We start from the raw sequence: 10,928 nt of genomic DNA on the forward strand, positions 1-10,928 counted from the left end.
ACGATTTTTATTTTTTAACCGCTCGCTGCTGTCTATCAGTTACTAAAAATGACGTTACAGCCTGTTTGTCCTTTGTAGGAAAGCGTCACGTGCCCTTTTACTTGCTGCCAATTTTTTCTATAGTGGGTAGGTCAAATAGAGAGGGTGATCAGAATATTGATGATTCGATGCTCTATCAATAAATACATAAATAACAAGGATAATAAGATGCGTGCTAAAACTTATAATATTCGTACCGCTGGACAAGCAAATATTCCTGTCCTAGGGCTTGGCACATGGCAATCGACCGGTCAAGATTGTGTTGATGTCGTCAGTCAAGCGTTGAAAATGGGTTACGAGCACATTGATACCGCTCAAGCTTATGGTAATGAAAAAGAAGTGGGTCAAGGTATCAAACAATCAGGGGTATCTCGTGATAAGTTCTTTTTGACCACAAAGATTTTTCCTGATGATATGAAGTTTGAGCCTGAGAAATTGATTGCCGCCGCCAAACGCTCTTTAGCAGACTTAGATACTGATTATGTTGATTTGCTACTATTGCACTGGCCAGATGACCGTGTTCCTTTATCCGAAACTATTCCTGCCTTGTGCGAGCTACAGAAACAAGGTTTGACGCGCCATATCGGCGTCTCTAACTTTAATATTGCTAATATCATTGAAGCTGAGAAATATGCTGATGTGCCGATTGTGGTCAATCAGGTTGAGTTTCATCCGTTCATCAAGCAAAAAACTTTGCAGACTTTTTTGAACAATCACCACATTCTACTCGAAGCTTATTCACCACTTGCACGCGGGGATGTATTCGATAATGAGATTATTAAAGAAATCGCTGACAAACATAATGTCACGCCAGCACAGATATCATTGGCTTGGATTCTGTCAGACAAGCATCGTATCGCTATTCCGAAAACGTCTAACCCTGATCATTTGCAAGGCAACTTAGACGCTATAAAAGTACAATTAAGTACGGATGATATTGAGAAAATCAGCAGCTTAGCACGTGCTGATGGGCGCAAAATTAAGCATCCAGATTACTCGCCTGAATGGGATGACTAATTTCTCGTAAAAAACCACCAAAACTTATTAGTACTAAAATTCATGTAAAAAAAGAGCCGCTAATAATATATTAGCGGCTCTTTTACTATGGTATGGACGACTATATAACTACTGCTGTAGAGTATCCGTCTCATGCACCTTTTCAGCAGGATTATATTGCTCAGAAGGAGGCACTACACCGCTTCGGTTGTTTTCTTTCATTGATTTGGCCACTTCTGGCGGCATGTAGTTTTCATCATGCTTCGCCAAGACTTCTCCAGCGACAAAAGTGTCACCCTGCATCTTACCTGTCGCGACGACGCCTGAGTTTTCAGCAAATAAATCTGGCAAAATACCTTGATAAGTCACTGGTACTGTCGATTGAAAGTCCGTAATGGCAAACTCAACGTTTAGTGGATTGTCTTCTGCGCGCTGGACACTACCCGCGACGACCATACCGCCTGCTCGAATACGCTTATCTTGTGGTGCTTCACCTTGTGCAATCGCGGTAGCATCAAAGTAGTAATCGGTCTGTTGCCCAATGGCATAAAGAACCAATACCACGGCTATCGCCGCCCCTGCAAGCGTAAACATAACCCACATCAGTTTTTTGCGACGAACTGCGTTCATACCACTACCTCATTGATGAGTCACTGTTTTATAAACTATAGTCAATGCCATACAAATATATAAAACAGAAAAATTTGAAGAAACTACCATTAGAAAAACGTTCTAAAAATGTCTTTCTAATCGTACTCTTCTAATGGCTATATGGTAGCATTTTTCGGACAAATCAATAAGCCCAATAACCTCTGTGGCAGTCACCTCTTTATCAAGTGCTAAGTTGCAGATTGAGTGGCTAAAAATTAACGGCTAACGCTAGATAAGACGAACCTACTAGCTAATTATGCTGCTTGGTGACAGGCATGGTTGTTTTAGCCGTACGCTGTGCTTGCCGCGCTTGCTGAATGGTCAACTGTTTGATTAAAGCCTGTCGTTGTCTCCGACTATAAATAACAAACGCCAGCATCATGCCAACGGTAATTGCCCAGCACGACCAAACGAACACGCCATGCTTACCCATGGCAAGAAATTCAGATACGCTATAAAAGTAAGGCTGCATAATATTTTCCTAGCCGTGATTTTTTTTGGCGACAGTCATTATCGTCATTTAGCTTGCCCGCGAATGTATTCTTTGACCCATGCTTTGCCTTGATCACGATACAAGATAAGGGTATTGGTACGATAAATCGCTAATGTTGCCACTAATAAATAACTACCAATAATCATCAGTAATAATGGCATCCACATATCTGCTGACATCTTGGGCGCGGCGGTCAAAGTAAAGGTCGAGCCTTGATGTAAGGTGTTCCACCACTGTACTGAATACTTGATAATGGGTAGATTTACTGCGCCAACAATAGACAAAATGGCCGCGGCTTTACCACGATTGGCAGTATGCTCAAACGCGGCAAATAACGCCATCACCCCCGCATACAGAAACGCCAAAATAAGCATAGAGGTCAAACGTGCATCCCAAACCCAGTAAGTACCCCAAGTGGGTTTCGCCCAAATAGAGCCCGTGATTAAGCTAATCACACAGAGCAAGAATCCTAGCGGAGCAAGCGCCTGTGCAACCAGACTGGCGGTCTTAATTTTCCAAACCAAAAAAATGACCCCGAGCACTGCTAAGGCAAAATAGATGGAAATGGCGATACTGGCAGCGGGTACGTGAATAAAGATAATGCGGTAGCTATTACCTTGTAGGTAATCAGGCGGCGCAAAAGCGAGACCCCAGACACTACCGATCAACAGGCAAATACTGGCTAATATCGCCAGCCACTTGACCCAAGGCGAAAAAATGCGAAAAAACTGCTTGGTACCCACAGTGGTCAAAAAGCCTTGCCAGATGCGCTGCCACAGGCTAGGAGATGAGACGTTATTCAGGTTGGGCATGGGAATAAACCTATTGGCACAGCGTATTGGTTGTAACCGATATAGCGCATCATGGGCGCGACTACCTGCTAACCTGCTGGCGTTAAACACTGGGTAGAATCTACAAGTGATTGTTTGCTTAGTTAACTGACTATTATAGCAAAATTGCCAGTTTTCAACATGCTGTTAATACAAAGGTTTTTTATAGCCTTTTTTATTACAAACTCTCAATACAGAGAGTTGTACATAAATTATGTCGTTTCTAATTCAGCCACGCCATTTTTAACGTCATGGCAATCACCCATGGCATCACCAAAACCGAGATAATACTGCCTGCTAATAATAAAGCCAGTATCGGTAAACCATTGAGACCAGTGGCAAATAAATCAACCGCTCCTGTGGCAAAAATCAATACAGGCAACTGCATCGGTAAGGCAATCAAAGGCACTAGCACCGCCCCATTCTTTAATGACAGCGTCAAACTACTCGCGACCGCTGACAGCATCAACAACATCGGACTGCCGGTCACAATAGAAGCCATCAATATCCACGCCTCAAACCAACTAAGCTGAAACAAAGGCACGGCAAGTAAACTAAGCGCTGCCACAATACCACTACTAAAAATCCAATGGATAACCAAACGAATCAACACCCATAAGGGCAATGACGCTTTGGCAACGACCAATTGCGCCAGCGTGCCATTATCAAGGGCAGGCTTAAACAAACCATCGACCCCCATGACCAGTGACAACAGAGCGGCAATCCACACCGCCGACACGCCAAGGCGTTGCAATAGCGCAGGCTCGCTACCCACTGCTAGCGGAAATAAGGTGATAATGACCAAAAATAGCACTAGCGGATAAAGCCACTGCACGGCGCCTTGCTGTTTGACTTGCCACTCGCGCCGCCATAACTGTATAAAGCTGATACCGCGCACCGCAGCTAAGTCAGCATTTGAGCTTTTATTCACTGTTTGTACTGGACCGTCTGTTTCTATCATTTATTTGCTCTTCTACGGATGCTTGGGACACTTATACTGAGAGTATGCAAACTAGTATTCAAACCATATAATCGGACAAATCGAGCACTTGATTGGCAACACCAACGGCCTGATGACTGGTCATTAATATAGCGCCGCCTTCATGGGCAAAATCGTGCAATCTGTCTTCCATTCGCGCTACCAAATCGACATCAAGGGCAGTAAAAGGCTCATCAAGTAGCCATAATGGTGTCACCTCAGGGGTCAATAAATATAACCTTGCAAGGGTAATACGGCGGGTTTGCCCTGCAGATAAATGGCTTGAGCTAATCGTCTCAAATCCTTGTAATCCGACCCAAGCCAAGGCGTCATCAATATCAGTAACGCTTGGGCTAATCCCATATAAATTCAGCAAAAAGGTCAGGTTTTGTGCGACCGTTAGATTTGGATGTATACCCAACTGGTGCGACACGTACAAAGGCTGAATAGGTAAATTCGCTGCTCCTTGATAATAAACCTCACCGCTTAACACTGGCAATAACCCAGCCAGCTGCATCAGTAAAGTGGTCTTACCAGTACCATTGGCACCAATTAAATGGCAAATGCTACCAGCTGCCAGATTGAGTACAACCCCTTCACATAGAGGGATTTCGCCGCGCTGAACGGTCAGCTCATCAAGCGCAAGTAAGGCGGTATTCAGAGCTGTCATCAAAACCTCTCATTATTTATTAAGCGGCAATCAATATTCATCACAAACACAGATGACGTTCATGGCATAATACTTTATGCTTACCCCAACCACACAGTATAACAAATTGTCGATTATTATGACCTCAAAACCTATGCAGACTTCAAAAGATAACCAAAATTTAGATATGCCAGCGCTAACCATAGATGGCTTAATCGAGGCACAAGTTGCCTTTATGCAGCAATGGCTACGCACACAAGCTGAACCGCTGTCTATGCAGGCATGGCAATGGTTTGCTGCACAGCCATTAAATAAATATGTCAGCGCCGATAATTTGCAACAGCTGATTAATGACTGGCTACTCAATCAACCGATGACTGATGTGATACGTAAAGATATTCGCGATATCTTGCATACGATTATTTATCATCCAGTCAATGATAACGTGCCGTTGTCTGAGCTGGTGGATGACACTCAAGTTCAGACCCTTGCCAACTATGTTGGTAGCCACGATCAGCAACGCAATATCTTGATTCATACCCTGGTCGGCAACGAGACTTTTGCCGATTTGCTAACCCAAACGCTCTATCATGCCATTAATGACTTTATGGAAACCACGCTGGATAAAGCAGGCGCTGCTGGTAAACTCATGAAATTTGGGCGCAGCTCTTTTGAAAAAGCGACCAATAGAAACCTTGACGAAAAACTGCAGGCGTATTTGCATCGTAATATTAAAGACTTAGCACGCCGCGCAGAAGCCAATGCGCAAGAGCATTTATCAAATGAAGAAGTCGCGCGATTATTAATCACTGGTTGGGCACGAATCAAAGACCAGCCTGTCAGTCATCTACAGACTTATCTGCGTGATGAACCTGACAACAGCAGTATCGATCATATCGAAGCCAGCATTCAGCAAAGCTATAACCGCCTGCGCCAGTCACCTTACTTACACAGCCTTGTGGCAGCGAGCATCGATACTTGGTATGGTAATCATCAGTCAGATACTATTGCGACGGTAGTTTCGAGTCTTCATATTGATGAGCAAGCCATGACTCAATTGAGTACAGCGCTATTACCTGTGATGCACGATGCCATTGAAAGCAAGTGGTTGACGGCACATACTCGTGAAATGTTACAAGCGTTTTATGAGCAACCGAATATCAAAAAAGGCTTAGCATTTAATACCTAGTCGTTTACTGTCTTGATGTATTTGTCTCAGTTTCCCATATCATTCATTTATTTGACAGCACCATACTTATGAGTCAACGTAACACACTCAGCTTGTGGCAAAAACTCAAACAGTTACTGACTGGTTCAGCAGCGCAGGCTGATGAAGTTGATATGATACAAACAGAGCCTCATGACATATATAGTAGTGATACAGATGATGAGGATAATAGTGACGCTCATGATGATACCAAAATCGATTCTGAATCTGATGTCAAAAATAATAGCGAACACTCAGAAACTGACGCCTTTAACTCGAGTGCCAGTCAACACGAAACTAGCGACACGCCCATTATCGATTTTCTGAAACAGTACTTTAATGATAAGCAATGGCACTATACTCACTATCGACCCAAAAGCAGTGGCAACAAAAACAATGACCGTCAGCAATCGCATCACTTATCGCTTAGAATGCGCAATAAAAATCTCGATTGCGGCTATTTGTTTCGCGTGCAAGAAAACAACAAGCTGCTGGCCGTCTATGGAATTTTGCTATTTTTAATACCAGAGAGTCATCAAAGCACGGCGATACTACTGATTACTCAAATAAATTATGACTTGCTAATCGGCAATCTAGAAATGGATGTCAATGATGGCGAAATACGCTACAAACACGCTATCGATGTCGAAGCGGTAGGCATCGGTAATGATGTTATCGAGCATTTATTGCAAAGTGTCATCGCGATGACCACGGTCGCGAATGAGATATTTAGTGATTTGATCGATAATCAAAACCCTGCGGAAGACTTACCGACATTGCTGACCGAGCTACGTCAACAATCAGATTCTAGAACCTTCTTTTTGCCAACGCAATTTGTGCAGTAATGAACTGACTACCATAGCTATCCGTAGCTTTTACAATGTCTCATCAGCACCTTATTGTTAAAGCGCTTAAACCTATTTATTCTTAACATACTTTTCAAAAAAGACATCCTCTAACACTATGCTAAAAATTGCTTACTCTGATATTTTTCGATATTCCGTGCCTGAAAAACACCGCTTTCCCATGCAAAAATACACCATGATTCCTGAGCGGCTATTGGCTGAAGGCACTATCAGTACCGACAACTTTTTTGCCCCTGCATGTTTGAGCGAAGATGAAATTTTGACCACGCATACTGCGGACTACTGGTATCAGCTGAAAACCCAAACGCTACCACGAAAGGAAGCGCGAGCCATTGGCTTTGAAATGACACCAGAGCTGGTAGAACGTGGGCGTTATATTGCTCATGCCACTTATGAATGTGCATTATATGCGCAGCAATATGGCGCGGCGATGAATGTCGCAGGTGGCACGCATCATGCGTTTGCTGATCATGGCGAAGGGTTTTGCGTGTTTAATGATGTTTGTATCGCGAGTAATTTATTATTAAATCGCGGACAAGCGCAAAAGATTTTAGTGGTCGATTTAGACGTCCATCAGGGCAATGGCAATGCCAGTATTATGGCAGGTGAGCCACGCGTTTTTGTGTTTAGCATGCATGGCGCAAAAAACTATCCATTTCGAAAGCAAGTATCAGATTTGGATATTGAGCTAGACAATGATACTGGCGATGTGGAATATTTGCAGTTACTAGAAGCGACATTACCACGTTTGATTAACGACGTTGCGCCAGATATGATATTTTATCAATCCGCTGTCGATGTGCTGGCAACTGATAAATTAGGAAAGTTAGGGCTGACGATAGAGGGTTGTAAGGCGCGTGATGAATATGTATTACGCCAAGCAAAAGCCGCTAAAATTCCTATCGCTATCGTGATGGGTGGTGGCTATTCAGAAGATATCGACGATGTGGTTGAAGCGCACTGTAATACCTTTCGTTTGGCGCAACAGATATTTTTTAATGAAATAATAAAATAACGCGCGCATAGAGTAGTATCTAAAAAGCCAGCTGCCTCGCGAGCTATCTTATAAAAATGCCATAACTCCCTGCCAGCCGACACGAATACCAAGCACGGTAAGTATCAATAAAATAAGCTGACGAAAGCGTGCTTGTGGTAAATAACGACGTAAGCGGATACCAACTAAAAGCGCGGCAATAGATAAAATACTGAGCAAAGTAATCAGCTGCCATTCACCACTGCTGAGCGCCATAATAGGCTCACGTAATACAATTATTTGAGCAATTTTACCCAGAAAATAGCACATATTTCCGACTTTAGCGATGGTATTTTTATCATCGCTGGCAGACAGTAGATACATCATCAATATGGTCGACATGGCATTGGTCGAGCCACCAATCACCCCTGCACTAAAGCCAACGATGATTAACACAGGCTTGGTAGCAGGTAGACGGAGTTGCTTACCAAGCAAGCTGCTTATGACATAAAAACCAATGACCGCTGCCAATAGTAATAAAATATAGGCGCTATCGACCCATAGTAAGAGCTTCGCGCCTAGAATACTACCGAGTAAGCTGGTCAATGCCAGTAACCAATAGCGCCTGCCGTAATAGATGAAATTTTGCCAGATTGTGCGCCCGCCACCCGCGAGCCAAGTCATGGCATTAAGCAATAATGACGGAAAAATGACCAACACAATAGCATGTGGTTACGGATAGATACTAGCAAGCGCAGTGGTCGTCACCAACGTCACACCTAGCCCACTAATACCGTGTAGCAACGATGCCAGCGCAAAGATTACCATCAATAACAACGTCTGGGTGCTATCACTATCCATCATATTAGCCATAAACATTAAGACCTAATATCTGGATTAATAGTGACATAACTAGGCATTGTGACCATTGTGGCGTTGCCATATTGTCTCACCAATGATGCCAGCCAACTGCTCGGCAATCTTATCTTTGCTCGCCTTCTCAAGTGTGACGCTATCGTGCTCATAACGCTCTGAGAAAAATACCTGCATGGCATTGTCATCGCTGGCAAAACCAATGTCTGCTCGTGAAACATCATTACACGCGATCAAATCTAAATCTTTAGACACCAGTTTTCCACGAGCATAGCGCTCGATATCTTGCGTTTCTGCTGCAAAACCAACGACAAACAGCACTGGATGCGCAAGCGAAATCGTCGCTAGAATATCAGGGTTTTTGACCAAACTCAGCGTCATAGCATCTTGGGTTTTTTTAATTTTTTGCGGGGCAGCTTCTTCAGTACGATAATCAGCGACAGCAGCCGTGGCGATAAAGATATCCGCCATTACATTTTGATTCTCGCTATGAGCATGCTCCTCATCATCAATCTCATGGCTGTGGTTATGACTGTGGCTATGATCATCGCCGCAATCACACTCGCCATGATGTTCATGTTGATGGCTATGATCGTGATCGTGAGAATGGTCGTGCTCATCTTCAGGCACATATTGTAGCGCACTGTGCGTACCATCTACGCACTGCTGGGCTGCTATCAGCATCTCTTTAGCCGACAACACATCAATGCGCGTGACATTCAGCGGTGTCGGCAGTGCCACTTTGCCGCCCGCAATCAAGATAACGTCTGCACCAGCAGCCACGCACGCACGTGCTAATGCAAATCCCATCTTGCCAGTAGAGTGATTGGACAAGTAACGCACCGGATCGATAGCTTCTACCGTCGGTCCTGCAGTAATTACCACTCGTTTACCTGCCAATAATTGCGGCGTGTTTTGCATGGCGTTAAATAATAACACCTCTGCCAATAGCTGCTCAGGTTCAGGCAAACGCCCTGCTCCCACATCACCGCAGGCTTGCTCACCGCTAGCAGGCGCAATAATTTGATAATTCATATCACGCAGCGTTTGCACATTTAAATTCACCGCAGGGTGCGCCCACATCTGCTGATTCATGGCTGGCGCAATGATGACTGGTGCCGCCGTTGCCAGACACACTGTGGTTAGTAAGTCATCTGCCATGCCCATCGCGAGACGCGCAAGCGTATTGGCAGAGGCTGGCGCAATGATGATTAAGTCCGCCCATTTCGCTAATTCGATATGCCCCATCCCCGCTTCTGCTTGCTCATCGAGTAATGAGATATGCACCTCATTGCCAGTCAAAGCTTGCAGGGTCAGTGGCGTAATGAAGGCTTGTGCGCCTGTGGTCATAATGACACGCACATCAAAGCCTGCCTTGATTAATAGGCGGGCAAAGATAGCAGATTTATAAGCGGCGATACCGCCAGTGATAGCAAGCACAATATTGGACATAAGCATGGCATCAATAAAAAGTTGAAAGATAAAATTGCGCTTATAGTAACAATTATGAGATAAGTTGGGTAAGAATTTCCGTATTTACTCAATATATCTGGCAGCAATCCATTCTCAAGGAGTGACGATGGCGATTAAAGACTGGCATGAAGATGATAGACCACGTGAAAAACTACTAAAATTTGGGGCAGCGCATTTATCTGATGCCGAGATATTAGCGATATTTCTGCGCACAGGTACGCAGTCACAGTCAGCTATCGAATTGGCGCGTCATTTGATCGAGCAATTTGGTAGCTTGGCAGAATTATTGGCAGCGCCGCAAGAGACTGTACTGGCTTGTCATGGTATTGGTCCTGCTAAATACGCGCAGATATTGGCCTCACTTGAGATGGGCACGCGTTATTTGGACAGTCAGCTTAAAACTGGTCACGCACTTGGGCGCTCGCAAATGGTCAAAGACTATATCAGCACTCAGCTGCGCGGGGAGCATCGCGAAGTCTTTGCGGTACTTTGCTTAGACAATGCGTTAAATCTCATTAATTTTGAGATACTGTTTACTGGCGGCATCTCCTCTTGCTCCGTCTGCATTAAACACGTTCTGCGTCATGCTTTGAGTCACGCCGCCAGCCAACTCATCGTCGCACACAATCATCCACATACCGATGCGACCCCTTCAACGGCAGACAACTTATTAACTTACGAGCTAAAGAAAGCCTGCGATTTAATCGATTTATCCTTGGTAGACCATATCATTGTTGGACGCAATGAGACATTATCTTATGCCGAAAGCTGCTTAGCGCCCTTTGGATAACTGATTACGACTGTTATTTTTGCCTATATGAGAAAATCTTGATACATATAATCGACACAGCGTAGCATTTTAGCTATTGATAGTTATCGGCAACTGTTTCATATTGATG

Annotated in this window: 11 protein-coding genes and 1 pseudogene; 5 read left to right on the forward strand and 7 right to left on the reverse strand. The window is 44.1% G+C overall.

Annotated elements, in window-relative coordinates; all coding sequences use genetic code 11:
• The first annotated feature begins 207 nt into the window (after positions 1 to 207).
• Complete coding sequence (locus JMV76_RS09480; RefSeq protein ID WP_201502509.1) at positions 208 to 1,056, forward strand: aldo/keto reductase; 849 nt, start codon at positions 208 to 210, stop codon at positions 1,054 to 1,056.
• Positions 1,057 to 1,164: 108 nt separating this feature from the next.
• Here JMV76_RS09480 and ccmE read toward each other — a convergent pair whose 3' ends face one another.
• The 5 genes from ccmE to ccmA form a co-directional block, all read right to left on the reverse strand.
• Positions 1,165 to 1,665, reverse strand: a complete 501-nt coding sequence (ccmE, locus tag JMV76_RS09485) for a cytochrome c maturation protein CcmE (RefSeq protein WP_045453493.1) — start codon at positions 1,663 to 1,665, stop codon at positions 1,165 to 1,167.
• A gap of 271 nt (positions 1,666 to 1,936) precedes the next feature.
• Positions 1,937 to 2,158, reverse strand: a complete 222-nt coding sequence (gene ccmD, locus JMV76_RS09490; protein WP_201502510.1) for a heme exporter protein CcmD — start codon at positions 2,156 to 2,158, stop codon at positions 1,937 to 1,939.
• Between the two features lie 44 nt (positions 2,159 to 2,202).
• Positions 2,203 to 2,991, reverse strand: coding sequence for a heme ABC transporter permease CcmC (gene ccmC / locus JMV76_RS09495; RefSeq protein ID WP_060491821.1), 789 nt, complete (start codon positions 2,989 to 2,991; stop codon positions 2,203 to 2,205).
• Between the two features lie 241 nt (positions 2,992 to 3,232).
• Positions 3,233 to 3,970 (reverse strand): heme exporter protein CcmB, encoded by a 738-nt coding sequence (locus JMV76_RS09500; RefSeq protein WP_227676482.1) that lies wholly within the window; start codon positions 3,968 to 3,970, stop codon positions 3,233 to 3,235.
• A gap of 58 nt (positions 3,971 to 4,028) precedes the next feature.
• On the reverse strand, positions 4,029 to 4,658 hold the full coding sequence (gene ccmA / locus JMV76_RS09505; RefSeq protein WP_201502511.1) for a heme ABC exporter ATP-binding protein CcmA: 630 nt from the start codon (positions 4,656 to 4,658) through the stop codon (positions 4,029 to 4,031).
• A 76-nt stretch (positions 4,659 to 4,734) separates the two neighbouring features.
• Here ccmA and JMV76_RS09510 point away from each other — a divergent pair, with 76 nt between their 5' ends.
• The 3 genes from JMV76_RS09510 (at position 4,735) to JMV76_RS09520 (ending at position 7,725) form a co-directional block, all read left to right on the forward strand.
• Positions 4,735 to 5,826, forward strand: coding sequence for a hypothetical protein (locus JMV76_RS09510; protein ID WP_227690268.1), 1,092 nt, complete (start codon positions 4,735 to 4,737; stop codon positions 5,824 to 5,826).
• Positions 5,827 to 5,894: 68 nt separating this feature from the next.
• A complete protein-coding gene (locus tag JMV76_RS09515; protein ID WP_201502512.1) occupies positions 5,895 to 6,689 on the forward strand; it encodes a hypothetical protein in 795 nt (264 codons plus the stop codon).
• 118 nt (positions 6,690 to 6,807) lie between these two features.
• Positions 6,808 to 7,725, forward strand: coding sequence for a histone deacetylase family protein (locus JMV76_RS09520; protein WP_201502513.1), 918 nt, complete (start codon positions 6,808 to 6,810; stop codon positions 7,723 to 7,725).
• A 48-nt stretch (positions 7,726 to 7,773) separates the two neighbouring features.
• On the opposite strand, the pseudogene JMV76_RS09525 reads toward JMV76_RS09520, so the two are convergent.
• Both JMV76_RS09525 and coaBC read right to left on the reverse strand, forming a co-directional pair.
• Positions 7,774 to 8,556, reverse strand: a pseudogene (locus JMV76_RS09525) (sulfite exporter TauE/SafE family protein).
• Positions 8,557 to 8,595: 39 nt separating this feature from the next.
• A complete protein-coding gene (gene coaBC, locus JMV76_RS15250; protein ID WP_201502514.1) occupies positions 8,596 to 10,008 on the reverse strand; it encodes a bifunctional phosphopantothenoylcysteine decarboxylase/phosphopantothenate--cysteine ligase CoaBC in 1,413 nt (470 codons plus the stop codon).
• A 127-nt stretch (positions 10,009 to 10,135) separates the two neighbouring features.
• Here coaBC and radC point away from each other — a divergent pair, with 127 nt between their 5' ends.
• Positions 10,136 to 10,819, forward strand: coding sequence for a RadC family protein (radC, locus tag JMV76_RS09535; protein ID WP_201502515.1), 684 nt, complete (start codon positions 10,136 to 10,138; stop codon positions 10,817 to 10,819).
• The last annotated feature ends 109 nt before the right edge of the window (positions 10,820 to 10,928 follow it).

Origin of the sequence: Psychrobacter cibarius (genome assembly GCF_904845955.1) — a bacterium.
In the GTDB taxonomy this organism is placed as follows: domain Bacteria; phylum Pseudomonadota; class Gammaproteobacteria; order Pseudomonadales; family Moraxellaceae; genus Psychrobacter; species Psychrobacter cibarius_B.